This is a genomic window from Rothia sp. 18CD1-1 (assembly GCF_055285355.1).
In genome coordinates this window covers 182196-206198 of sequence record NZ_JBUZLI010000004.1, presented here as the reverse complement: position 1 = coordinate 206198, position 24003 = coordinate 182196, and the positions used below count along the sequence as shown (strand labels likewise).

Annotated in this window: 19 protein-coding genes and 1 tRNA gene; 14 read left to right on the top strand and 6 right to left on the bottom strand. The window is 57.7% G+C overall.

Going from position 1 to position 24003, the window contains the following annotated elements:
• Positions 1-151 precede the first annotated feature (151 nt).
• Complete coding sequence (locus ACS1BR_RS05160; protein WP_463560719.1) at positions 152-2029, bottom strand: phosphoenolpyruvate carboxykinase (GTP); 1878 nt, start codon at positions 2027-2029, stop codon at positions 152-154.
• Positions 2030-2409: 380 nt separating this feature from the next.
• Here ACS1BR_RS05160 and ACS1BR_RS05155 point away from each other — a divergent pair.
• The 4 genes from ACS1BR_RS05155 to ACS1BR_RS05140 all read left to right on the top strand — a co-directional run bounded on the left by ACS1BR_RS05155 (position 2410) and on the right by ACS1BR_RS05140 (position 5461).
• A tRNA-Arg gene (locus ACS1BR_RS05155) sits at positions 2410-2482 on the top strand.
• 346 nt (positions 2483-2828) lie between these two features.
• A complete protein-coding gene (locus tag ACS1BR_RS05150; RefSeq protein ID WP_463560718.1) occupies positions 2829-4214 on the top strand; it encodes an MFS transporter in 1386 nt (461 codons plus the stop codon).
• 156 nt (positions 4215-4370) lie between these two features.
• Positions 4371-4697 carry a 2Fe-2S iron-sulfur cluster-binding protein gene (locus ACS1BR_RS05145; protein ID WP_463560716.1) on the top strand — a complete coding sequence of 109 codons (327 nt, stop codon included), beginning with the start codon at positions 4371-4373 and terminating at the stop codon, positions 4695-4697.
• Between the two features lie 2 nt (positions 4698-4699).
• Positions 4700-5461: a DUF4232 domain-containing protein gene (locus tag ACS1BR_RS05140; RefSeq protein ID WP_463560714.1), complete on the top strand. Its 762-nt coding sequence runs from the start codon at positions 4700-4702 to the stop codon at positions 5459-5461.
• 23 nt (positions 5462-5484) lie between these two features.
• On the opposite strand, the gene ACS1BR_RS05135 is transcribed toward ACS1BR_RS05140, so the two are convergent.
• Positions 5485-6087 (bottom strand): malonic semialdehyde reductase, encoded by a 603-nt coding sequence (locus ACS1BR_RS05135; RefSeq protein ID WP_463560712.1) that lies wholly within the window; start codon positions 6085-6087, stop codon positions 5485-5487.
• 131 nt (positions 6088-6218) lie between these two features.
• On the opposite strand from ACS1BR_RS05135, the gene ACS1BR_RS05130 reads away from it, so the two are divergent.
• Complete coding sequence (locus ACS1BR_RS05130; RefSeq protein ID WP_463560710.1) at positions 6219-11222, top strand: DEAD/DEAH box helicase; 5004 nt, start codon at positions 6219-6221, stop codon at positions 11220-11222.
• 4 nt (positions 11223-11226) lie between these two features.
• On the opposite strand, the gene ACS1BR_RS05125 is transcribed toward ACS1BR_RS05130, so the two are convergent.
• Complete coding sequence (locus ACS1BR_RS05125; protein WP_463560708.1) at positions 11227-11385, bottom strand: hypothetical protein; 159 nt, start codon at positions 11383-11385, stop codon at positions 11227-11229.
• 194 nt (positions 11386-11579) lie between these two features.
• Here ACS1BR_RS05125 and ACS1BR_RS05120 point away from each other — a divergent pair, with 194 nt between their 5' ends.
• The 5 genes from ACS1BR_RS05120 (at position 11580) to ACS1BR_RS05100 (ending at position 16416) form a co-directional block, all read left to right on the top strand.
• Positions 11580-12647, top strand: a complete 1068-nt coding sequence (locus ACS1BR_RS05120) for a pseudouridine synthase (protein ID WP_463560706.1) — start codon at positions 11580-11582, stop codon at positions 12645-12647.
• Between the two features lie 95 nt (positions 12648-12742).
• On the top strand, positions 12743-14008 hold the full coding sequence (locus ACS1BR_RS05115) for a glycoside hydrolase family 76 protein (protein WP_463560704.1): 1266 nt from the start codon (positions 12743-12745) through the stop codon (positions 14006-14008).
• Between the two features lie 49 nt (positions 14009-14057).
• Complete coding sequence (gene tgt, locus ACS1BR_RS05110) at positions 14058-15383, top strand: tRNA guanosine(34) transglycosylase Tgt (protein WP_463560701.1); 1326 nt, start codon at positions 14058-14060, stop codon at positions 15381-15383.
• Positions 15384-15896, top strand: a complete 513-nt coding sequence (locus ACS1BR_RS05105) for an SRPBCC family protein (protein WP_463560698.1) — start codon at positions 15384-15386, stop codon at positions 15894-15896.
• 37 nt (positions 15897-15933) lie between these two features.
• A complete protein-coding gene (locus ACS1BR_RS05100; RefSeq protein WP_463560695.1) occupies positions 15934-16416 on the top strand; it encodes an SRPBCC family protein in 483 nt (160 codons plus the stop codon).
• 11 nt (positions 16417-16427) lie between these two features.
• On the opposite strand, the gene ACS1BR_RS05095 is transcribed toward ACS1BR_RS05100, so the two are convergent.
• Positions 16428-16895 (bottom strand): acyl-CoA thioesterase, encoded by a 468-nt coding sequence (locus ACS1BR_RS05095; RefSeq protein WP_463560693.1) that lies wholly within the window; start codon positions 16893-16895, stop codon positions 16428-16430.
• 426 nt (positions 16896-17321) lie between these two features.
• Here ACS1BR_RS05095 and ACS1BR_RS05090 point away from each other — a divergent pair, with 426 nt between their 5' ends.
• From ACS1BR_RS05090 to ACS1BR_RS05075, 4 genes are all read left to right on the top strand, one after another.
• The gene (locus tag ACS1BR_RS05090; RefSeq protein ID WP_463560690.1) at positions 17322-17609 is read left to right on the top strand and encodes a hypothetical protein; all 288 of its coding nucleotides are present in this window, start codon (positions 17322-17324) and stop codon (positions 17607-17609) included.
• A 167-nt stretch (positions 17610-17776) separates the two neighbouring features.
• Positions 17777-19417 (top strand): hypothetical protein, encoded by a 1641-nt coding sequence (locus tag ACS1BR_RS05085; protein ID WP_463560688.1) that lies wholly within the window; start codon positions 17777-17779, stop codon positions 19415-19417.
• Positions 19414-20061 (top strand): TipC family immunity protein, encoded by a 648-nt coding sequence (locus ACS1BR_RS05080; protein WP_463560685.1) that lies wholly within the window; start codon positions 19414-19416, stop codon positions 20059-20061. Before ACS1BR_RS05085 ends, ACS1BR_RS05080 begins: the two co-directional genes overlap by 4 nt.
• A gap of 139 nt (positions 20062-20200) precedes the next feature.
• On the top strand, positions 20201-20842 hold the full coding sequence (locus ACS1BR_RS05075; RefSeq protein ID WP_463560682.1) for a TipC family immunity protein: 642 nt from the start codon (positions 20201-20203) through the stop codon (positions 20840-20842).
• 114 nt (positions 20843-20956) lie between these two features.
• Here ACS1BR_RS05075 and ACS1BR_RS05070 read toward each other — a convergent pair whose 3' ends face one another.
• The gene (locus tag ACS1BR_RS05070; RefSeq protein ID WP_463560680.1) at positions 20957-22411 is read right to left on the bottom strand and encodes an amino acid permease; all 1455 of its coding nucleotides are present in this window, start codon (positions 22409-22411) and stop codon (positions 20957-20959) included.
• Positions 22412-22455: 44 nt separating this feature from the next.
• Positions 22456-23889, bottom strand: a complete 1434-nt coding sequence (locus ACS1BR_RS05065; protein ID WP_463560677.1) for an amino acid permease — start codon at positions 23887-23889, stop codon at positions 22456-22458.
• Positions 23890-24003: the final 114 nt, after the last annotated feature.

The window sequence follows — 24003 nt, the reverse complement described above, 5'->3', positions numbered from 1 at the left end:
CGATCCATGTGGCTCATTCCCCAAGACTTCAAAGTCAATCAACTATTGTATGGCAAAAACTCCCCTACAGCCCACACGATGGCGGTAATGCAAGCAATCGCACTACCGCCATCGTGTGAACCCGCAACACGCGGTTTATCAGCTATCTGTTTCAGGCATCAGCTCTAGCCTGCGCAATACGCTGCGCCAGCTGATCGCGCTGATCACGGACAGGGCTGGGAAGGTCCTCCCCGAACTCTTCCAGCCACCGGTCAATACCTGCGAGCTCTTCCTCCAGCTCATTCAGGTTAACCGCCAGCGCCGCCTCAATTTCAGCATCAGAAATATCCAGCCCGTCCAGGTCGAGATCCTCTTGACGGGGCACCAGCCCCAAGAGGGTCTCCTCTCCTCCCGCCTTCCCCTCAAGCCGCTCGAAAATCCACTTCACCACACGAGAGTTTTCACCAAATCCCGGCCAGGCAAAACCACCGTCAGGGGTGCGGCGGAACCAGTTGACATAGTAGACCCCGGGCATGTTCTCCTCCCCGTGCCGCTGCCCCATTTCAAGCCAGTGGCCGAAATAGTCAGAGGCGTTATAGCCGATAAAGGGAAGCATGGCCATGGGGTCCCGGCGCACCACACCCACCGCGCCTTTAGCGGCGGCAGTGGTCTCAGACGAGAGCGTCACCCCCCTAAACACGCCCTGCTCCCAGGACTGAGCCTCAGAGACCAGCGGGATAGTTGTCTTGCGGCGGCCACCAAAGATAATGGCCGACAGCGGTACCCCGTCGGGCTCATAAAATTCGGGGGCAAGCATGTCCACCTGGTCTATGGGGGTGCAGAAACGAGAATTCGGGTGGGCCGCAGGGCGACCGGAATCAGGGGCCCATTCCTGGCCCCGCCAGTCGATCAGGTGAGCGGGAGCTTCTTCGGTTTTCCCCTCCCACCACACCGACCCGTCATCGGTCAGCGCAACGTTCGTAAAAATCGTGTTGCCCTTGGCAATGGCGCGCATGGCGTTGGGGTTGGTGGACCAGCCCGTCCCCGGGGCCACACCGAACATGCCTGTCTCGGGGTTAACCACCCGCGGTTTTCCCTCAGAGTCAAAACGAATCCAGGAAATATCATCGCCGACCATCTCCGCTTTCCACCCCTCAATGGTGGGTTCCATCATGGCAAAGTTGGTTTTGCCACAGGCTGACGGGAAGGCTGCGGAAAAATAGCGGGTCTTGTTTTCGGGATTGGTGACCTTGAGAATGAGCATGTGTTCGGCCAACCAACCGTTGTCGCGCCCCAGTACCGAGGCAATGCGCAGGGCATAGCACTTTTTACCCAGCAGGGCGTTGCCCCCGTAGCCGGACCCAAAAGACCAGATTTCCCGAGATTCGGGGAAGTGCACAATATATTTCTCTGGGTTGCAGGGCCAGGGTACATCGCTCTGGCCGGGGGCTAGCGGGGCACCCACAGAGTGCAGCGCTTTAACAAAGAAAGCCTCGGTATCGGACAGCTTTTTCAGCACCCGACTGCCGATAGTCGCCATAATCCGCATTGAGCACACCACATAGGCAGAGTCGGTGATCTCCACACCGTACTGGGGGTTTGTCGCGTCCAAAGACCCCATCACAAAGGGGATCACATACATGGTGCGCCCCCTCATAGAACCCCTGTAGAGCTCTATCAGTGTTTCCTTCATCTGCACCGGGTCACGCCAGTTATTGGTGGGGCCGGCCCCCCGCTCTTCCTCGGAGCAAATGAATGTCCTTTCCTCGACGCGCGCCACATCGTCGGGGTCGGAGAAGGCCGCATACGAGTTGGGAAATTCGTGGTCGGACAGTTTGATGAATGTCCCCGCCTCAACCAGCTCGCCGGCAAGACGGTCGTATTCCTGCTGCGAGCCATCCGCCCAGTGGATTGAATCGGGTTGGGTGAGCTCCGCGACCTCACGCACCCAGTTAACCAGTGCCGCATATTGGGTCGGTGCCTGCTCAAGCTGCTGCTGCACCTGTGCGGACAACCCGGAAGAAACAGTGTCATGTGAAAGGTCAGTCATCTGACGATTCCCCTTAGATGTTGAGTTTTCCCGGCACATCTTTGTACCGTATGCAATCCCAGTTTCTCACGCTCCCTCAGCGATCAGAAAGCAAAAACGCCGCCCACCGGGAAGTGGGCGGGAGCGAAACCGGGGCTGCTCACTTCTTTGTGATAGAACCAGGTTAGCTGCTCAACCCGGATTTGCGAATATATTGCGCGTCTCAACACGGCACGGACACCGGAACGGAGGACAGCCCGCCCTCACAACGCGGCATACCGGGAAACAACCGCGACTGTGAGATGAGGCTCACCCGGTTTTAATTTGGCGGATCGAACGCTCCGGTGTAGAGTTTTAGCTGTTGCCACAGCGGGTTCTACAGGATTACCGCGAGGCAGGATGCGCCTGTAGCTCAACGGATAGAGCATCTGACTACGGATCAGAAGGTTGGGGGTTCGAATCCCTTCGGGCGCACAACAGACGAAAGCCCTTCCCCCTCCGGGGAGGGGCTTTTTTCGTACCCGTTGAGAAGCCAGAAGGCATCTACGCCGCACCTACTGAATCCACTGTCGAGTATTTACAGGGCAGCTCAACGCCCAGTAGGAGTGTACCAACATAAAAACATGCCGGGCGACCAGGCCCGGCATGTTCAAATAAGTAAATAGGAGGTAGCATGTCCGCAAACGACGTACTCCTAATTGATTTTATTTAAGTTGACTACACGATTGTTGTCAAGAGCGTAGCGAACATGATTGGCATTTTGGCCTAGCTGAAGGAGGAAGGCTCGATGAGTTGGGCGTGAGACTAGGACTAGACCTTGATGAAGAACCATAGAAACCCTTCGTACCGAGTTGCCCGTGAAGCCAAGCTGATGATCGCGATCGGTCTACTCGAAACATTCTCCTCAAACTTTGCGACGATGGCCTCTTTTATCTGGCTCACCGTCGGCTTTCTTCCGCAAACCGCGTGGGATCCCGCCACCACTTCAACATTCTTCTTAGCCATCACGGGGCTTTCAATCTTTCTCATCATGAAACACGTGGGCTCCACAGTGGATCGATTCAAGCCCTACAGGCTTCTCCTTTCCGTCCACGGTGCCAACCTTATCCTGTTCCCTCTCTTAGCCCTGACAATAGCGCTATCTCATCCCGCGCTCCCCTGGCTCACTTTGGGGGTGCTATTCCTCCTCAACCTGCTCACCTCAGCACGCACCTGCACCTACAACAGTGCCATCGACGTCTTTATCTCACATATCGTTCCCCAAGAACGCCGAACCGACTATTACGCTCTCGACTTTCGTATCGGCCTCATCGCCGTATTTCTCGCTCCCATGGCAGCCTCCTATGCTGTACAGCAATCCGTGTATCTGGGACTCGGGATCGCCTGCGTTATCACAGCACTTAGCCTCGCGCTGTTGCTCACCCCTGCCTATCGAGTTCTAGAAAAACGGAGCTATGGACTCCGCGTCTCCTGGACCCCTCGCCTGGCCTGGCAGGGTTTGCTCACCTCCTTTTCCTGCTACCGTAGCTTACCGGGAACACAAAAAAGATCTCCCAGATCATTAAAGAAAAGCACTAACCGTACGGGCCTACGATCCCTCACATATGTTAAACACATCGGAATTATCCTCATTCTTATGACTACCGAAGCTCTCGGTAATCGGGCACGCGAGTCCTTTGATATCTATTTTGTTACGGACACCCTCGGGCAGAACGTGGGAAACTATGGTCTGCTTACCGTCGCGCTCTCCCTCGGACTAATAGTCGGCTCCCTCTCTACAGGCTGGACACGAAAAATAATCCGCTGGAGACTTTGGCCAAGTGCCTGCTATACGGGTTTTGGACTATGCTTTGCGGCAAAAGGAGTGGCTCCCACCTGGGAGACAGTATTATTAACCACCTTCGGAGAGGGCCTGTTCCTGGGGCTGGTATCCGGCCTCTTTCAGGCGGCAAAAATTCAATTCACGCCCCGGGCCCTCCTGGGCAGAACATCAACAGCATTCACAGCTGTATTTCAAGCCGCCTCCACCGTAGGTCTCACCCTCTGGGCATGTTACGCCTGGCTAGGCTCACACCTGGGCGCAGACTTCATGGCAGAAACCGGCTACCGATTGGCCTTTATCATGGGCGGAATACTCATCATGCTAGCCGGGTTCCTGAGCCCTCCACTCTATGCGGCCATCCCCTGGCAGAAGACCGAACACTAGATTGTGATTGCGGCCCCGCCGGGCACAATCTCTCCGATTCAACAGGTACACCGCCACCTCAAACCAGAAATAAAACACCCGAGAGTGCCCCGACAAACAGCAGAAGCACCCGATAGCACCTAAGATTTATAAAGAACGTAGAACACCAAGGAGAACATGCCAGTGAGCATTACGATCAAAGTTATCGACGAAAACGGAGAAGAGGGCAGCGCGGTCTGGGAAGAAGACCAAACCCTGCTCGACGCCCTGCTTGCAAACAGGTTCCCCGTACTTGCCACCTGCGGAGGTAACGCCTCCTGCGCAACCTGCCACGCCTACATCGACCCCGAGCACTACCCGGCCGCCGGTGAACGAACCGAAGCCGAAGAAGACCTCCTCGACATGGTCGACGATGTAGCCAACGAATACTCCCGGCTCTCATGCCAAACCGAATATGCTGAAGGCATGGACGGAGCCACCGTAACCCTCAAACCCGGGATGTGATCATGGGTATCTTAAATATTTCACACCTTCGCGCCGCGGCCCTTTTCTGCTCCGCAGCGCTCCTGCTAGCCGGCTGTTCATCCGCCCAAGATCAGCCGGACAGCTCTCCCGCGGCCACCACAACCAGCTCTACGGCTGCCTCCACGCCGTCAGCCTCAGCCGTCACGGTGGCACCTTCCCCCACGCTCGTCACGCCCACGGTGACCGAAACCGAGATGACACCCGGCGGCGACTCCGCCTCGAACCCGGCAGCCGAACAATCCGCCCCGGACACCGACAACAGCGGGCAGACAGATGCGCCGCAAACCCAGGGTAGCTCGTCCACCGCGGTAGGAACCCCCACCTGCGACTACGGGCAAATCCATGTTGCCGCCCAGGTCGCCGACGGCGGGGGTGCGGCCGGCTCCCGCTATATCAACCTGACCTTCACCAACTCGGGTTCAAGCCCCTGCACCGTGAACGGCTACCCGGCAGTCAACTATGTTGACGCAGCCGGCAACCAGATCGGTTCTGCGGCAGCGCAAGCCGCTGAGTGGACCGGCTCCGCCAGGGTGCTCAACCCGGGCGGTTCAGCCACAGCCACCCTGCGCGAAACCCGCGCCGGCCTCTACGACCCGCAAACCTGCCAGTCAACCACGGCGGCCGGGTACCGGGTAGGTATCCCCGGCGCCTCCAGCTCCTTCGTGATCGCCTTTCCCGCCGAAGCCTGTAGCAGCACGGCTGTCACCCAGCTCAGCGTGGGCCAGGTAGGGGCCAGCCGCTAGATTTGCGGGGAAACCGTGTGCGGCTAGAGCACCTCAGCTGCCCGGTCAAAACCAAACCGTGGGTTACGCGGGTAGTTGGGGGTAACACCGTAACCGATGTTGACCACCATGAAGGCTTTCCGGTCCCCATCGGGGTAGAACTCCGCGTCGATCCCGGCAAAATCTGCCCCGGTCATGGGGCCTGCCGCCAGCCCCAGGGCGCGAACAGCCATAATAAAATATCCTGCCGCAATGTTTGCCGACTGGTATCCGGCAGCGTGACGGGCCTCCTCACGCTCGGAGCCCTCAAACATTGCCGCAACCCCCTGCTCGGCTGCCCGCGGATTAAACTCGGGGAAACGGTCAGACCACCGGGTATCAAAAGAGAGGACGGCGGTAACCGGGGCTTTCCGGGTCTTCTCCCGATTGGTGCTGGCCAGGTGGTCAAGAAGACGGGCACGGGCCTGCTCCGACCGCAAAAAAGTAACGCGTAGCGGTTGCGAGTTAAACGCGGTGGGGCCCATTTTGGTGAGGTCCCAGATGGCCTCCAGATCGGAATCGGTCACCTCCCGATCCGTGAACGCGCTCACGGTGCGGGCATCAGTAAAGAGAGTACTCAGGGCCTCTTGGGGCAGTGCGGGGGTCATATTTTTCCTCCGTAATAGTTTATGTTTCCACAGAGAATATAACCCTTTTCGGTCCCTCTCGGCCAGGCTCACCACCGCGCCAGACCAATCTCATCGACCCGCCGGTTGCACCCGTCTGCGATAATGAACGGGTGTCAAGCGGTCAACATGCCCATGCATTGGATAATTTTTCTCCCGCCACCCGCGAATGGTTTACGGGTGCCTTCAGCAAACCGACCCCCGCCCAGGCCGGCGCCTGGGAAGCTATCGCCGCGGGCAAACACGCGCTGGTGGTGGCCCCCACCGGATCGGGTAAAACACTGGCCGCCTTCCTCTGGGCCCTGGACAGGTTACACGGCAGCGAACACACCGGTCAGGGCACCTCAATACTCTATATATCTCCGCTCAAGGCCCTGGGTGTTGACGTGGAACGCAATCTGCGCAGCCCGCTCATCGGTATTGCCCAAACCGCCCGCCGCCTGGGCACCGAACCACCCGAGATCACCGTGGGCATACGCTCCGGCGACACCCCGGCAAAACAGCGGCGACACCTCATCTCACACCCGCCAGACATACTGATTACCACCCCCGAATCCCTCTACCTCATGCTCACCTCGCAGGCACGGTCAACACTGCACAATATCAACACCATCATTGTTGACGAAGTGCACGCGGTGGCCGGAACCAAACGCGGGGCCCACCTGGCCGTAAGCCTCGAACGTCTTGACCAGATTCTGGAAAAACCCGCCCAGCGGATAGGACTCTCAGCGACGGTTGAGCCGGTTGAAACCGTCGCCCGGTTTCTAGGTGGGGCAGCCCCGGTGGAGATTGTTCACCCGCCCTCGCAGAAAGACTGGCGGCTTAGGGTATCGGTGCCCGTACCCGATATGACGCACCTGCCTGACACCGTTAGCGGTCCCGCCGACGGGTCGGCGGCCGCTACCGCACCCCGGCAACCGGTACCGACCGACAGCCTTGAAGCAGCTATCGGGATCTTCCCAGACGACACCCACCGTGAAACCGCCCCCGCCGAAAGGCCAAAAACCGGCGTCACCACACCCCAGACCGCACACGAGACCCCCGGGCAACGGTCCTCGCTGTGGCCCCACATCGAAGAACGAATCGTTGACCTCATCGAGAGAAATCGCTCAACCATCGTTTTTACCAATTCCCGCGGCCTAACCGAAAAACTCACCTCCCGACTTAACGACATTCATCGGACCCGGGAAGAGGCCCGGCGGGGGAACAATGCCGGCGCAACAGCCCCGCTGGCCCGCGCCCACCACGGCTCCGTTTCCAAAGATCAGCGGGAAGTCATCGAAGACTCCCTTAAATCTGGCCAGCTACGCTGCGTGGTCGCTACCAGCTCGCTCGAACTGGGCATCGACATGGGCGCGGTAGACCTGGTAGTGCAGGTGGAGTCGCCGCCATCGGTAGCATCGGGCCTTCAACGGGTCGGCCGCGCAGGCCACCGGGTGGGCCAAACCTCACACGGTTTTCTCTACCCCAAGCACCGCGGAGACCTGCTCACCGCAGCCGTCACCGTTAAACGTATGCTCGCCGGCAATATCGAGCCCCTTCGCATACCCGCTAATCCGCTGGATATTCTCGCCCAGCAGACGGTGGCCGCCGCCGCACTGGGCCCCATCGATGTCACTGCCTGGTTCACGGCCCTGCGCCGCACCGCACCTTTTGCGACTCTGCCGCAGTCTGTCTTTGAGACAACCCTCGACCTTCTCTCGGGGCGGTACCCTTCAAACCGGTTTGCCGAGCTCAAGCCCCGTCTCATCTGGGACCGTGAGTCCGGTACCCTGGAGGGTCGGCCCGGTGCACAGCGGATCGCGGTCACCTCGGGTGGGACCATACCCGACCGCGGCCTCTTCCCGGTATATATCGTGGGATCTGACGATTCCCCCGCCCCCAAACGGGTGGGAGAACTAGATGAGGAAATGGTCTACGAATCCCGGGTAGGCGACGTGATTGCGCTGGGTGCTAGTTCCTGGCGTATCGAGGACATCAGCCATGACCGGGTATCGGTCACCCCCGCCCCCGGACAGCCGGGAAAGCTGCCCTTCTGGCACGGAGAGGGGCCGGGTCGGCCCGTGGAGCTGGGCCGGGCGGTAGGGGCTTTTAGCCGCCGTCTTACCGCCGCCCTCGCCGGAAAGCGGGGCCGGGCTGAGCGAGAACTGGAGGAGATCGGGCTTGACAGGTGGGCCACCGACAACCTGATCGCCTACCTAGGCGAACAGCAGGAGGCAACCGGTCTAGTACCCACGGACAGGCAGCTGGTGGTTGAGCGTTTTCGCGACGAGCTGGGCGACTGGCGGCTTGTGCTGCACTCCCCCTTGGGAATGCCGGTGCACGCCCCCTGGGCGCTAGCTCTACGACAGCGGGTACAGGAAATATACGGTGTGGATGCCTCAGTAATGGCTGCCGATGACGGCATCGTGCTGCGCATACCCGCCGCCGACACCGCACCGAGCGCATCCCTCTTTCTTTTTGAGACCGACCAGCTCGAAGATATTGTGACCTCGCAGGTGGGGTCGTCGGCCCTCTTTGCCTCACGGTTCCGAGAAAATGCTGCCCGCGCCCTGCTACTTCCGCGCTACAATCTGGCCCGCCGCACCCCTCTGTGGCAGCAGCGGCAGCGGGGTGCCCAGCTGCTTGATATTGCCCGTGACTTCCCGGATTTCCCCATAATTTTGGAGACCGTGCGCGAATGTTTGCAGGATGTTTACGATATGCCGGCGCTCATCGATCTGCACCGCGCGATCGAGTCCGGTGGGGTGCGGCTGGCCGAGGTGGAGACCGAAAGCCCCTCACCCTTTGCCCGCACCCTGCTCTTTGGGTATGTGGCGCAGTATCTCTACGAGGGTGATTCCCCTCTTGCCGAGCGGCGGGCGGCGGCGCTTTCCCTTGACCCGGCGCTTCTCTCAGAGCTTTTAGGCCGAACCGAACTCCGCGAGCTTCTTGACCCCGATGTGATCCGGCAGACCGAAGCCCGTCTCCAGCACACCCTGGCCGGCTACCGTTACCGGGGTCGCGAGGGTGTCGCGGATCTGCTGCGTCTGCTGGGTCCGCTCACCGCAGAGCAGCTGGGTAGGAGGCTAGAGCAGGACAGCGGCGGTGTTGCAGAGGATGGTCAGCCGATACAGATCCTCACACCCGATCAAGCCCGTGCTCATGCCCTGGGGCTGGTTGCTGAAAACCGCGCCCTGGTTTTCCAGCTGCACGGTAGTGAACACTTTGCGGCTATCGAGGACGCGGCTCGGCTCCGTGACGGTCTGGGAGTTCCCCTCCCCGCGGGTGTGCCCCTTGCTTTTCTTCAGCCCGCAGATCAGCCGCTGGTGGACCTGGTAGGCCGCTACGCCAAAACGCATGCCCCCTTCACTGCCTCCCAGGTTGCGGTAGCGCTGGGGTGCGGCAGGGCGGTTGCGGAGGTTGCTCTACACACTCTTGCCGGCGAGAACCGGGTGATCTCCGGAGAGTTTCTTCCCCGGGATGTGCGGGTAGAGTTCGCCCAATCTCGCGGGGGAGGTTGTGGCCCCGAAACCGAGTGGGTTGACAGCGGGGTTTTGAGAACCCTGCGCACCCGGTCGCTGGCTGCCCTGCGCGCCGATATTGAACCGGTTCCACCGGAGGTCTATGGAAGCTTTCTTTCTGACTGGCAGCATCTGGAGTACTGGCAGGTGGCCGAGGAAGAAACGGGCCGGGGAGCGGGGGCCGGCGGGAAAGATGTGCGACTGCACCCTCGCCAGCAGCATATGCTGGCCGGCGAGGACGGCCTACTCACCGCCGTCGACCAGCTCGCGGGGGTGCGCCTACCCGCCTCCGCGCTGGAGCCGCTGATACTGCGCTCGCGGGTGAGCGACTATTCACCACAGATGCTTGACCGGGTTCTGAGCTCGGGCGAGGTGCTCTGGGCCGGTGCGGGTGAACTCGCTGGCGATGGCTGGGTGAGCCTGCATCTGAGTGAGTCGGCAGCACTCACCCTGCCCACCGAAGGTGAACGTGCAGAGCGCCTGGAGGGTCTTGGGCCGCTCGAACACGCGATATACCGGGTGCTTGCCGGCGGGGGAATGTTTTTTGCACAGATTTGCGCAGCCCTTGCCACCGATGAGGCGGCTACCGATTCTAACACCGAAAAGGTTTCTGCTGCCCTGTGGAGGCTGGTGTGGGCCGGACTGGTCACCAACGATACTTTGGTGCCGCTGCGGGCCCGGATTACCCGGTCGCATTCGGCTCACCGGGTTCGGGGACTTGCGGCGTCACCGCGGTCTGCTCTGCGGCGCGGGGCGGGGCGGCTTGCGGTGGCGGGATATTCCTCCGCTTCCTCCTCCAGCGGGGTCGGGCAGCAGGTTTCACCCCGTGAGTCGGGCCGCTGGTCGCGGGTTTCTGCCCGGGATCTTGAACCGACCCTTGCAGCCTCTGCCCGTGCTGAGCTGCTACTTGACCGCTACGGGGTGCTAACTCGCGGAACCGTAGCCGCAGAGAACACTCCCGGAGGGTTCAACGCGGTGTACCGTGTGCTGGCCGCGGCCGAGGAGAAAGGTCTCGCCCGCCGCGGATATTTTATTGAGGGGCTAGGAGCAGCCCAGTTCTCTACCGCGACCACGGTAGACCTCCTCCGCGCCCATACCAGGGATGAAGAAAACGCTGCCGGTTCTGGTCGTGAGCGGCACAAAGTTTTGCTGTGTGCGGCAACCGATCCGGCTAACCCCTACGGGTCCGCCCTGCCCTGGCCCGCGGTGCCCGACCTCAACCGGGGTGAGGACAGCGAGGTAGCTCATGCTACAGGTCCGGTCCGAAAGCGGTCTACCGGGCACCATCCGGGCCGGAAGGCCGGTGCCGTGACTGTACTCCTCGACGGAAGGCTAGCCCTCTACCTGGAACGCGGCGAGCGCACCGTTTTGCTCTTTGCCGCAGATGCCGCATCTGCCAGGGCTGCGGGCCTGGCCCTGGGTGAGCTGGTGCGGCGCGGTGCGGCCGATAAAATTATTATCGAGAAGGTCAACGGGGTAGATATTGTCGGAGACTCATTAGCCGGCGGGGATTCGGCCGAGGATCGGCACCCTCTAGCCGGTTTACGTGAGGGCTTGTGTGCGGCGGGCTTCTACTCCACACCCAGGGGGCTGAGAATCAGAAGAGCGGTATAGGGGGCTAGAGTGTTGAGTGGAACTTATGGTGTTCGTCGGGTTCCCTGTATCCGATGCGGAATTCTCTGACCGATCGAATGAGCTGAACGGTGGTTGCCGCTGCGGTGAGAGCTGCGAGCGCGACCAGAGCAAAAACGATAAGGTATGTGATGAGCGCTGACATTTTCTTCTCCTTTCCATCGGTGTAGATGGCGGTGTAAAAGTCGCCTCGATGGCGGCTGGTTTCACCACTCTACCAGCCATTAGGCCAGTCACAAATTGATGACCGGGGGACTATATGTCCCCTCTCTAGCCCACATATATCCCGGTTTTTCCCTACACCATCATGACAATATTCCCTGTCGTATAAGGAGAGATATGGCGCGTCGCAAGGCCGGTTCCCGACCCGGTCCCCTCCCCCAGCGAGCCGGGGTTGACCCGGTCAAGCTGAGGCTTCCCGAAGTTTTTCCCTACGCCGGTGAGCCCACCCTGGCCAGCTATCTGGTAGCACGGTTTTACCCGCATGACCCCCAGCATCTCTATGACCGCATGGATGCCGGCGAGATCGTCGATTGCACCGGGTGCCCCCTCCCGGTGTCGGCACCCTTTATCGGGGGTCAGGTCATCTGGTACTACCGGGAGCTTGGCCCCGAGCCTGAACTGCCCTCTGATCTGCCTATTCTCTACGAAGACGAGTGGATTCTTGCCGTGGATAAGCCCCACTTTTTACCGACCACCCCGCGGGGTATGTTTGTGGCCCAAACCGCTCTGGTCAAGCTTCGGGTCAGCCAGAGCAACCCCGAGCTCAGCCCCGTTCACAGGCTCGATCGGGCGACCGCAGGTGTGCTGGTCTTGAGCAAAAATAGGGGTGCGCGCGGTGCCCTGCAAACCATGTTCCAGCGGGGCCAGATGCACAAGAGCTACGAGGCGGTTGCCCACCCGCTACCCCACTGCGGCCCCGGTTCTCGGGTGAGGGTACTCAGCCGTATTGAAAAACAGCGCTCGGTGATGCAGGTGGTGCAGCACAGTGCCGCCGACTGCCGAAGACTAAAAATCGTGCCTAACGCTGAGTCACTGGTCGAGACCCTCGCGATCTTTTGGCCGCCTCGGGGTTTCCCCACCTCCGGTACCAGCAACCCGCTACTGCGTTTTCCGCGGCAGCGGGAGCCTCTCGCTTACTTCCGTCTCCGTCCACGCACCGGGAAAACCCACCAGCTGCGAGCGCACATGAATCTTCTCGGTTGCCCCATTATTGGTGACACCATGTACCCGCATGTGATCAATCGGGCAGCCGACGAAGCGGCGCTTCCTCTTCAGCTTCTAGCCCGATCCCTCACGTTCGCCCACCCGCTGACCGGGGAAAACATCCGTATTGAAAGTCGCAGGCAGCTTGCCCTACACCCCGGGGTCGATGCCTCACAGATCCAGCATCATTTATCCCCTTAAAAGGGGATAAACACCAGCCGGTCTGCACCCTACCAAGACCGACCCTCTCTACCGCGGGTACCATAAAAGAGGAAACCCCAATATCCGAGGAAGACATGACAGAATTGCCAACCCGATATTCCCACCGCACCGAGCCCAGCCCCGAAGACCTCCGGCTGCTGAGGGCCGAACACGCCCAAGAGATGGGTAACCGTGCCGAGGTTGCCGGACGAAGCATTATCCGTCGTTTTGGAAGAAAAGCACTCGGTGTGCCGGGCACCCTCATTGGAGCTGTCCGGGTTCCCGACCCCCGCGATATGCGCACCCGCTTCACCGACTGGCATTTCTGGTGGCAGGCTCACCTGCTCGACTGCGCTGTCGATGCCTCATTGCGAGCGCACCGTAGCTACGACACGCGTAACTCCATGCGCTGGTTTGAACTGTCCCAGCAGATTCTGCGCGGTATCAAAACCCGCAATTTTGGTGTCTACACCAACACCTACTACGATGACATGGCCTGGCTCACCCTGGCGGCGGGCCGTCTCAACGCTCTTTCTGAGCTTCTGCGTGGCCGCGGTGAGGCATCGGCCCAAGACGCGGGTTCTGCCCTGTATCGGGCGCTGGCGAGGGGGGCTACCTCAGATCTGGGTGGTGGTGTTTTTTGGTCTACCCGGAAGGATTTTAAAAATACTCCGGCCACCGCACCCACCGCGCTCGCTTTTGTGCGCGGGCACCGGGTGGGGCAGGCATCTTCGCTGATTAACTGGCTCGACGAGTACCTGTGGGACCCTGCACGGCAGGTTTATCTTGACGGTCTTGCCCTGCGCGGTGACGGTGTGGAGTTAGCCGAGGGCATGTTTACCTATAATCAGGGGCCCGTGCTTTCTGCCATGGTAGAAGCCGAGGAGGCCGGTGGTTCTCTCGGGTTTCATGTGCCGTCCCGTGTGGCTGCGGTGCTAGACGGTATTGAGCGGCATTTTGTAGAGGATTTTGAGCTTTCGGCTATCGAGACTCTGCGGGTGCTCAAGACCCAGGGGGATGGTGATGCCGGGCTGTTTACCGGTATTCTGGCCCGTTACCTGGGGCAGGTTGCTCTGAGCGAAAGTCTTCCCGGGCAGCTGCGGGAGCGTGCCGGTAATCTGGTGGTTCATACCGCAGAGGTGTTTTGGGAGGGTCGCCGCGAGTTCGATCCCGATCTGCCGCTCAACGAGCCCGGGGTCGATGTGCGGGAGATTCGCGGTGAGTCTGCGGTACTCTTTTCGACCAATGTGGTGAGACATACCTCGGATACTCTGCGCCCTGCCGCCCCGGTAGAGCTTTCTCCGCAGTTGCAGGCATGGATGGTGCTGGAGGCTGCCGCCCGGGTGTTGGCCGAGGGTTAGCGGTGGTGTAGGAACTGCCCCGGAGGGTGGCTGGGGCCTTCCCTGTAGAATGGTTCCCGTGCTCGATACTGATTTTTCTCACCCCACTTTCTCTTTTGAACCCGGTGTTCGTCTCCGTGACGCCACCGGCGTTGAGGCTAGCCGTATTGATAAAAACGGCGGTGAGTTTGGGGGTCGTACCGGTATTATTCGTACCCCGCACGGCGATATTGCCACACCGGCTTTCACCCCCGTTGGTACTAAGGCCACGGTCAAGGCTGTTTTGCCCGAGTCGATGAAGGAACTCGGTGCCCAGGCTCTGCTTGCTAACGCCTACCATCTCTATTTGCAGCCGGGCCCCGATGTGCTCGATTCCGCCGGGGGTCTGGGGGCCTTTATGAACTGGTCGGGGCCTACTCTCACCGATTCCGGTGGTTTTCAGGTGATGAGCCTGGGCTCCGGTTTTAAAAAGGTGATTGATATGGGTACGGTTGCTCGGGCTACCGGTGCCGATGGTAGGCCGCTTGGTGATGATGACGTTGCCCGTGGCCGGCAGCGTATGGCGCATGTCGATGATGACGGTGTGAACTTTAAATCGCATATCGACGGTTCGATGCACCGTTTCACTCCCGAGGTGTCTATGCAGGTTCAGCATAAGATCGGGGCGGATATTATGTTTGCCTTTGATGAGCTGACCACTCTCTATAATTCGCGCGCCTACCAGGAGCATGCCTTGGAGCGTACCCGGCGGTGGGCTCTGCGCTGTATTGCCGAGCATCAGCGGTTGACGGACGAGCGGGCAGACAGGCCCTATCAGGCGCTTTTTGGGGTGATCCAGGGGGCCCAGTATGAGGATCTCCGGCGGAAGGCTTGCCGGGATCTGGGGGCTATGCCTTTTGACGGGTTCGGTATTGGTGGTGCCCTGGAGAAGGAGAATTTGGGGGCTATTGTGCGCTGGTGTACCGAGGAGCTACCCGAGAATAAGCCCCGGCATCTGCTGGGGATTTCTGAGCCCGATGATATTTTTACCGGTATTGAAAACGGGGTGGACACTTTTGACTGTGTGTCGCCTACCAGGGTTGCCCGTAATTCTGCGGTTTATACTCCGGGTGGTCGGGTGAATCTGACCAATGCCCGTTTTAAAACGGATTTTTCGCCTATCTTTTCCGGGTGTGACTGCTATACCTGCACCCACTATAGCCGTGCTTACCTGCACCATCTTTTTAAGGCGGGCGAGCGGTTGAGCGCGACCCTTGCTTCTATTCACAATGAGCGTTTTATTGTGAAGATGGTCGATGATGCCCGCACCGCTATCGACCGGGGCACCTATTTTGATTACAAAGACGATTTTTTGGGCAGCTACTATTCTCAGAAGTCTGCCGGGCAGAAAGGCTAGATGATGGCTGATTTCCCTCTTGATTCCGTGGCTCGCGACGAGCTGGTGAGGGTCGAACACGATTTCGCTGTTCCACCCGATGAGCTGCTGGCGGCCTTCACTTCGGGTGATCTTTTTCAGCGCTGGTACGCGCCCGCGGGGTGGAGTATTCGGCGGGAAAATTTTATTTTTGAACCCGCCCGGGGAGGTAGGATTCAACTGGTGATGGAGCACGAGTCGGCCCCGGGGGTGGTCTCTCCGGTGTATCTGCGGTTTGAGTTGATTACCGATAACCTGCTTGAGCTTACCGAGGCGATTGCGGACCCTGCCGGCCAGCCGAGTTCTCAGCTGATTGGTTGGAGGATACGGTTTGTTCCCGGCACGGTGGTGACCGCTGACGGTGTGGGGCCCGGTACCACCGTGATTGTGGAGCAGGGGCCGCTGCCGCCTGCGGTACACGGGCAGACCAGAGCGGCCTGGGGGCAGTCTTTTGCCCAGCTTGAAAAGCTGCTGGGCCGCAACGGTGCCGGGTAGAATCTATGCCGGTATAGGTTTTGAGGAAAGGTGTCCTGTGGAAGATTCTCTTCCCCGTTTTGAGCTCGACAGTTTAGCCCCCGAGCAGGTTTTTGTGCTTGAGCATGTTTTTGCCGCACCCGCAGCACAACTTTTTGAGGCTTTTACCTCGGTAGATCAGCTGGTGCAGTGGTTTGGCCCCGAGGGGTGCGCCGTGCCTCGCGAGACCGCGGTGGTTGAGCCGCGCGTGGGTGGTTCCTGGACTTTCACCATGGTCAATAGGGAAAACCCCGAGCTGACCAGCCCCTCTGAGGCTGTCTTTGTTAACCTGATTCCCGGCAAACTTATCGAGGGCGTGCAGACACTACCGGAGGATAGCGGGAGCAGCTCCTTCTTTATGCGCGTAGAGTTTATTCCCCGTCGGGGCGGGGAAACGCTTCTTCGTATTGCCCAGGGGCCGCTCCCCCAAGACATACACGAGCAGGCTACCGAGGGCTGGCTCTCGTCCTACCGTAAGCTTGAGAGGCTCTTGGCCAACTAGGTTTACCCCGTTTAGAGGTACCGGGCTAGCGCTTTTCTTTCTTCTTTGCCCAGGCGCAGAAGTGTTCTGTTTGTTGCGTTGAAGAAGGCTAAGACGCTGGAGGCGCTCACGCAGTGGGTGCCGGTAACGGGGTCGTAAATATTGTAGGCGAGGGTGAGGGATGCCGCGGTCACCTCGGCGATACGCACCTCAACACGGGCCGGTAGCCCCCGGTAGGGCAGCGGTGCCAGGTACCGTGCCCGGTTCTCGGCTACGAGTGCTTGGCTCCCGGAGGGCAGTTGCGAGAACACAGGCAGGGGTGGTTGAGGGCCGTCCCCTTCCGGTTGACCGGACGAGGGCGGGCAGCCGAGTACCGCCACGCGCGCTTCTTCGAGAAGGCGAAATACGGTGACATTGTTAATGTGCCCGTAGGCGTCCATGTCTGCCCAGCGTAGGGGTACCTGCACGGTAAAGATTTTCTCTTGGTCTGCGATGGTCATGGTCGTAATTTTACTCCGGGTGTAAGACCGGCTTAAGACCCGGTGAGCCCTGTATAGCCATACATCGAAAATGTACTCAGAGTCATTCTTATATAAAGGATAGATGGTAAAACTGGAGCCCCTGAAAAGGGGCTCCAGCAACACACAGACATTGAATGCATGAGAAGATCACGCCTTCGATACCTCCACTATAAATAAAAACGATTCTCAATAGCAAATTATCTGGAGGCACCGCGAGCAAAGGGACCCCGCCATGTCGCACCCCGGTTGTCTCATAATGCGGGATACCGGGTAGGACTTTGGCCGGTCTTTTGTCCCCTTTTAGGCCGACATATGCCCGGTTGATGCTGCTTGCTCTAGACAGGCCAGGGCGATTCTTCAAGAATAAGATCCCAAGACGATGCAATCGACAGAGGGGTGTTAACGGTGGCTGATCTACACTTTGACTATGAAACCATTCACACAATAATAGGGGTTTTTGAACAGGCCCGTACCGAGGCAGAGGCCATGTCCGGGCACGCGGTAGCGCACCCGGCCAGCGACGACCCGATAGCAGAAATCCACGATCAGATCGGGCAGTACCAGGTGGATTCTCTCACGGAATCTGTTGTTTTCCTTTCTCAGGCCCGGGTCGGGGCAGAGACTATTGATGAGAATTTTAGGGAAGCCGACCGGGCCGGTCACACCGGTAGCACGGAAGGGGCCGGCGGGTAAGGGCTCCTGCCTGTCTCGTTCACCCAGGATTCTTCTGGAGTAGTGGTCTTTAGAGTACACGAAGAAAGGTTGTGGTTGCGATGTATGGCGGTTTCTATCGTCCTTCTGATTGGTATCCTTTGACCGGCGGGGACCCGTGTCGGGGTAACCCGCAGGAGTGGGATAGTGTGGTTGCCGATTGGCACAACCGCGCATCGACCTGTGAATCAATAAGACAGAAGCTAGCTGCCCATACCAGTATCGATGCTCAGGGACAGTCCTTTCGCAAGCTAGAACTAGCTTTTATCCAGGCCGCAGAATATATGCATTCCCTGGCAGAACAATACGAACAGGCCGCGATGGTGATCCTTTCCTGGCGTAACAGCCTAGAAGACATGCAGACCCGAGCCGGTCTAGCCTGGCACAGGGCCTACGAGGCCCAACAGATCATGGATGATCTACAGCGAAGGATCGTTTTCGACGGTCCCGGTGGTCTGGGTCTAGAAGATCAGGTGATGGAGCAGCGGTGGGTGATTGAGGCTGCCCAGCGGGAGGTGGATGAGATCCGGGCTGAGTATGAGGCTGAGGTCTCCCGGATACGGTCCCAGTACGAGTTTGCTCCGGCCCGGGTGTTGGCCTCACGGGTGACGGTGACCCATAGGGGCGTGTCTGAGCCGATCAATTTTCTGTTAACCGATTTTAAAACCGAGGATCAGGATAGCGCGGAGGATGTTGGCCTGGCCGACTTTGTGAATCGAATGGCTGAGGTCTACAATATGGATGCTGAGACGGCTGAGTTTCTTTATCCTTTGGTGGAGCAGTACGGGTTCAGCTATGAGACCGTGTACCTGATGTACCGCATCAAGCAGGGAATTGATGAGGCACCGGTGTATTCCCATCTACCGCAGAACATGAAGAACATGCTCTTTGTGCAGATCCTGGGTCGGTCTGTCTACGGTGGTGATGATCCGGTAGATACTCTGAAATGGAATGCGACTACCTGGCCGGTACTATCACCAACCCAAACGGTGAGCCCTCTTTTGCCGTATACCGGTAATATGCTAGAGGTTTACCAACAACTAGGGCTGTCCGAGGAAGAAGCTCATAAATTAATCTACCAACTCAACCTACAGCACAACCTATCCGGTGAGGGATTTCATGCTGTGAAAGAAGATGAACTCACGGATAGTAAAACGTATCTTGCGATGCGGGCACAGTACGAAAAAATTTACGGTGAGGTCTCTGATGAGAAGTTCAAAGATTACTGGTATAAAAAGCAAGGCCAGTATGATGGTCGTACTGATTTTGCTCATCAGGCGGTGACAACCGCAACCGAGCAAGCAATGCATCTTGGTATAGTCAAGGAGCTTTCGGGTTGGCGCGGTGATGTCACCAAAGACGCCGGGGCTGATCCTAGCCTGGGCAATGATGATTATCGGGCTGATCTGGACGCTGTTAATATTGACCGGCGTATGGATGAGAACCCATCGAAGAGCTATCTGGAGGTCCAGGCTGACTACTACCGGGATCTCCGAGAGGGTAAGACCAACCGGGCTACAGAGTTTAAGACCAATGTTGACTATGAACGGGTCAAACAGCAGGTCTATCAGCTGTCCCCCTATGCTGAACGAGACGGGAAGTACTATCGTGCAGAAGATGCTGCCCAGGCCGCTGCCCTGGGGTTTGCCCCGCCCTGGATCGAGGAAGTACCCGAAGAAGAAGTCCGCAACTACGTGCAGAAGAACTACAAGGATTCCTATAATTTCCTGCGTTCCCTAGAGGAAGAAGACAACGAGCTTGGCTCCTATGCCGGAGGTGAAGACCAATGACCAAGACACCGGAACGCACCCTAGTATTAATTATGATCACGATCATCATCACCCTATGCACAGCATGGGCAGCTACCGGGATCAAGAAAAATACGTTTCCCCTCCGAATGAATATTTTCGATGAAATATTCTACGATACTAGGAATAATTTTAAGGGTCTTGCCAAGGCCGGTCTGAAAGAGATACCCGGGGTAACCTCACCCCGCTACGGCGGACTCCTCGGAGAACCGGTATACGAGGGTCCGGAGTATGGATACGATGATGATCGGCTTCCCGCCGGATACGAGTTTATTTCTATCACTTTCACATTTATTGATAGCGAAGAAAAAAATTTTATGGTTTATTTTAAAAAGATAATTAATGATACTACCAGTATCATTTTTCATAATACCTATGATTCAAAAACAAGGAGTTTATCTATCTCAGCCGCTGTACGAACAGCTCCAGGCAGCGAAGGACGCAAAGAGTACACCGATCCTGCTGCCCAGGAAATTCTAGCTCAACAAGGCATCACCTCTGCGGACCTAGACTCCTATAACGAGGCTATCCTCAATGACCTTGTGCTAACCGACTGGACCACGGTCTATCACTCCCGATTCTCCCCCAACGACTACGGCAACGTCGAGGTAACCAAGCAGTGGTAGCCGTCGTCCGGGCATACCGAAACCCGTCTAGAAACTCTCTGGGAACACACGCAGAGTGTTACCGGGATTCCTATAATTTCCTGCGTTCCCTGGAGGAAGAAGACAACGACCTTGGCTCCTACGCCGGAGGTGAAGACCAATGACCAAGACACCGGAACGCACCCTAGTATTAATTATGATCACGATCATCATCACCCTATACACAGCATGGGCAGCTACCGAGATCAAGAAAAACACGTTTCCCCTCCGAATGAATATTTTCGATGAAATATTCTATGATACTCAAAACTATTTTGGTTATGGGGGTAATAAAATACCAAGAATTGAGGGAGTAAGCCCTTTTCAACGCTACGGTTTCCTCGGAGAACCTGTAGGTAGCGGACCGATATATGAATATGATAATGATCAGATTCCCCCAGGATATAAATCTATTTTTATTGATTTTATTTTTATAGATACCCAAGAGAAAACAGTAGATTTCTATTTTACAAAAACTGTCGAGGGGGGATTTAGGATTCATTTTTCAAATCTGTATGACTCCAAGACAAAGAAGCTCTCTATCACGGCTACCTTTGACGAAGGTGAGCACACTGAAGGCCGCGGATATGATCATCAGATTACCCAGAAACTCCTCACAGCATACGACATCACCTCTGCGGACCTAGACTCCTATAACGAGGCCATACTCAATGACGTGGTGCTGACCGACTGGACCACGGTCTATCACTCCCGATTCTCCCCCGACGACTACGGCGACGTCGAGGTAACCAAGCAGTGGTAGCCGATACCGCAGCCGGTATATCTTACGTGGGGCCTATCCGTGCCTGTTTAAAGCTCGGGGCTGAGAGGTTTACCGACGGTATAAAGCAAGTATGCACAGTGTCGGCTGCAGCTCTTACTTTTCCGGCCCGGTAGAGCCGGTAGAACTTGCCCTGCGCGCCTCGGTAAAAGCAGCCTCATCGGGCCTATAACCACGCTTGACCAGGGCAAAATAAACCATGGTTAAAACCAGGTAGTAGACCAGCCCAACCGCGGCAGGTAAAGCATTCTCTCCGGCAGCAAAGAGTGCCGCCCAAACCGCAAAGAGCAGCAAAATACCCGCCGCAGCGGTGGCCCGCCCACCCCAGAGCCTAAAGACAGACGAGTTCCCCTCCACCCTTTTAAAGGCCATATAGGCAAGCAAAATAAGCACCCACACGGTAAGAGCACTCACCATGGTCAGGGTCATCATCAGCGTAAAAGCATTACCGGGTCTCAGCACCGCCAAAACAATTGCCAGCATCACGCCCAAACAGGAAACCCACATGGCCCGCGCAGGAATACCGTCACGGGTAGTTTTCCCCAGTGCCGCAGGCGCCATACTATCGGTCGCCAGCGAGTGCATGAGCCGGGTGCCCGCATAAAGGTTAGCGTTAGCCGCCGAAAGGGACGCAACCAGCACCACCAGATTAGTAATCGTGGCAATAGCCGGAACACCCAGCTCCGAAAAAACGAGCACAAAAGGAGACGCTTCAACATCATGCCCCAGCTGCCCCGCCTGTCTCCAGGGAATCACCGAAACCACCACAAAAAGCGAGAGAATATAGAAAGTTGCCAGCCGCCACATCATCGTCTTAGCCGAGGTACGCACCGACCTCGCCGGGTCTTTCGCCTCGGCAGCCGAAATCGAGATCATCTCAATACCGCCAAAAGAAAACATCACCACCGACAGCGAAAGCCACACCGAACCGAAACCGCCGGGCATAAAACCGCCGTCATTGGTCAGGTTGGACACTCCGGTCGGTGCGTGCCCGCCGGGAAGCCCAAAGAAAACCAGGCACAAACCCACCACAATAAAAATCACGAGAGCTATCACCTTCACGGAGGAAAGCACAAACTCCATGCCACCAAAATATTTGACGCTCCGTATATTTAGCAGAATAATAACGGCACCAAAAACAACAATCCCCACCCACAGGGGAAGCTGCGGCCACCAAAATTTGAGATAAGACCCCACCGCCACCAGTTCAATACCGGTAATAATCATGGTGACAGTCCAGTAACCCCAGCGGGTAAGAAAACCCGCAAAAGGCCCCAAATACTTGGCGGCAATAGAACCAAAACCACCGCGCACCGGTGAGTGCACCGCCATCTCACCGGCACTGCCACCAATAATGGCGGCCAGCAGCGAGCCGATAGCGTACGAAACAATCACAGCCGGACCCGCCATACTAATAGCACTACCCGAGCCCAGGAATAGACCGGTGCCCAGGGCAGAACCCATCACAATCATGGTCATCTGACCGTGAGTCAGAGAACGTTGTAGACCCTGCGCATTCTTCTGCGCGGGATCTTGTACCGAAGAAACCACAAGAAACCCTTAGAAAGTAGATGAACAGTACATTGATATTTTGTTTAGCGCGACGACTCCGACGCGACAACCCGACCGGCTTCATCGAAAGCAGAGTTATCCGAGGTCTGTACTTTGCGCACAAAAAGCAGGTAAATCACCGAGATAAAGGCAAAGAAAATAAGCCCTACCGTGGCCGAGCCCGCCATATCGCTCACCAGAAAAAGCGATACAAAGGTGATGATAAGCCCTAGAATTGCCAGGCAGGCGGTGGCAGCCCCACCCCAGACACGGAAGGGCGACGAATTACCCTCCTGCCGTTTAAAACTCAGGTAGCTGAAAAGAATCATGAACCAGGTGACCACCACGCAGAGTGTCACCAGAGCCATGAGCAGGGTAAAGATTCCGCCCACCCCGGAGATGGAAAGAACCACCGCTACCACCGACCCCAGGGTCGATACCGCCAGCGCAGGTTTGGGTACGCCGCGATGGCTGGTACGCGCCAGGATACGGGGGGCCATGCGGTCGTGGGCGAGAGCGTGCAGCTGGCGGGTGGACCCGTAGAGGGCTGCGTTGGCACCGGAGAGAGCGGCAATAAGCACCACAAAATTGGTGATTCCGGCAATAAAAGGAATGTGTACCGTCGAGAAAACCAGCACAAAGGGGGAGGTCTCTATATCCCCCTGTAGTCCCGATGCCTCACGCCAGGGAATCAGGCAGAGCACCACAAAGAGGGAGAGCACGTAGAAGAAGGCCAACCGCCACATCATGGCCTTGGCAGCAGAACGCACCGACCTCACAGGGTCCTGCGCCTCAGCTGCCGAGATGGAGATCATCTCAATACCACCGAAAGAAAACATGACCACAGCCAGGGCAATAAAGATGGAGCCGACACCCATGGGCATAAAACCGCCGTCATCGACCAGGTTATCCAGGCCAGCCGGCGGGGTATCCGGCAGACCAAAAAAGACCAGGACCAGGCCAAAGATGATAAAGACGATCACCGCTATCACCTTGATCGAGGAGAGAAAAAACTCCAGGGTGCCAAAATTTTTGACCGTGGTGGCATTGAGTCCCACAATAATGAGCGTGGATACCGCAACCCACACCCAGAGCGGAATATCGGGGTACCAGTACATCATGTACTGCCCCACCGCCACGAGTTCAGCACCGGCCAGCGGCACCATGGTGGCCACGTAAGCCCAGCGGGTAAGATAGCCGGCGAAGGGGCCCAGAAACTTAGCCGCTATAGTGCCAAACCCTCCGCGTACCGGGTAACGCACCGCCATTTCACCGGCGCAGGCACCGATAATAGCGGCCAGTAGCGATCCGATAGCGTACGAGACAATCACAGCGGGGCCCGCAATACTGATGGCGCGGCCGGACCCGAGAAAGAGCCCCGTCCCCACGGCCAGACCCAACGCAATCATGGTCATTTGGCCGTGATTCAGAGAGCGATCAAGCGAACCCTGAGCGCCCTGTTCTTTATGAGAGGCCATATGTCAACCTACTTGCTGATCAAGGAACAAATTGAGTGTGATTCACCATCGTACTCCGGGCATAAGGCTTATCCGAAAATTTATGGCGGATTTTTTGCGTGCTGAGATAGGCAG

Bases quoted from the DNA above. Each gene is read 5' to 3' on its own strand.
- ACS1BR_RS05160 (WP_463560719.1), bottom strand. From the start codon at position 2,029: ATGACTGACCTTTCACATGACACTGTTTCTTCCGGGTTGTCCGCACAG.
- ACS1BR_RS05125 (WP_463560708.1), bottom strand. From the start codon at position 11,385: ATGTCAGCGCTCATCACATACCTTATCGTTTTTGCTCTGGTCGCGCTC.
- ACS1BR_RS05120 (WP_463560706.1), top strand. From the start codon at position 11,580: ATGGCGCGTCGCAAGGCCGGTTCCCGACCCGGTCCCCTCCCCCAGCGA.
- ACS1BR_RS05095 (WP_463560693.1), bottom strand. From the start codon at position 16,895: ATGACCATCGCAGACCAAGAGAAAATCTTTACCGTGCAGGTACCCCTA.
- ACS1BR_RS05075 (WP_463560682.1), top strand. From the start codon at position 20,201: ATGACCAAGACACCGGAACGCACCCTAGTATTAATTATGATCACGATC.
- ACS1BR_RS05140 (WP_463560714.1), top strand. From the start codon at position 4,700: ATGGGTATCTTAAATATTTCACACCTTCGCGCCGCGGCCCTTTTCTGC.
- ACS1BR_RS05080 (WP_463560685.1), top strand. From the start codon at position 19,414: ATGACCAAGACACCGGAACGCACCCTAGTATTAATTATGATCACGATC.
- ACS1BR_RS05150 (WP_463560718.1), top strand. From the start codon at position 2,829: ATGAAGAACCATAGAAACCCTTCGTACCGAGTTGCCCGTGAAGCCAAG.
- ACS1BR_RS05145 (WP_463560716.1), top strand. From the start codon at position 4,371: ATGCCAGTGAGCATTACGATCAAAGTTATCGACGAAAACGGAGAAGAG.
- ACS1BR_RS05115 (WP_463560704.1), top strand. From the start codon at position 12,743: ATGACAGAATTGCCAACCCGATATTCCCACCGCACCGAGCCCAGCCCC.
- ACS1BR_RS05105 (WP_463560698.1), top strand. From the start codon at position 15,384: ATGATGGCTGATTTCCCTCTTGATTCCGTGGCTCGCGACGAGCTGGTG.
- ACS1BR_RS05135 (WP_463560712.1), bottom strand. From the start codon at position 6,087: ATGACCCCCGCACTGCCCCAAGAGGCCCTGAGTACTCTCTTTACTGAT.
- ACS1BR_RS05065 (WP_463560677.1), bottom strand. From the start codon at position 23,889: ATGGCCTCTCATAAAGAACAGGGCGCTCAGGGTTCGCTTGATCGCTCT.
- tgt (WP_463560701.1), top strand. From the start codon at position 14,058: ATGGTTCCCGTGCTCGATACTGATTTTTCTCACCCCACTTTCTCTTTT.